This window comes from Acinetobacter sp. ANC_7635 (assembly GCF_056779945.1).
In genome coordinates, this window is sequence record NZ_JBWYIS010000051.1 from 1 (window position 1) to 256 (window position 256).

The window sequence follows — 256 nt, forward strand, 5'->3', positions numbered from 1 at the left end:
ATCAGCGCTTGTTCTGCCGCAGCGTATGCTGCTTCTGCTGCCTCTACTGCTGCTTCGGCATCTGCCAATACTTGTTCGTACTCATCTGCTATGCCATCTTCGTTTTCATCATTTACTGCTGGTAAGGTGATGTCGACTAGATCATCTAAGCGTGCATCCAATGCGTCTTTGTCTGCTCCTTCTGGAAGTGCATCAACTTTCGCTTGTGCATCTTCTTTAGCAGTAAGCGCATCATCACGTGCTTGAGTCAGCTCAG

General features: G+C 48.4%; 1 protein-coding gene. It reads right to left on the reverse strand.

The window, feature by feature from the left end; genetic code table 11:
• Positions 1-256, reverse strand: a 256-nt coding sequence (locus AC1M89_RS14840; protein WP_481614407.1) for a GA-like domain-containing protein, incomplete at both ends; no start/stop codon positions are given.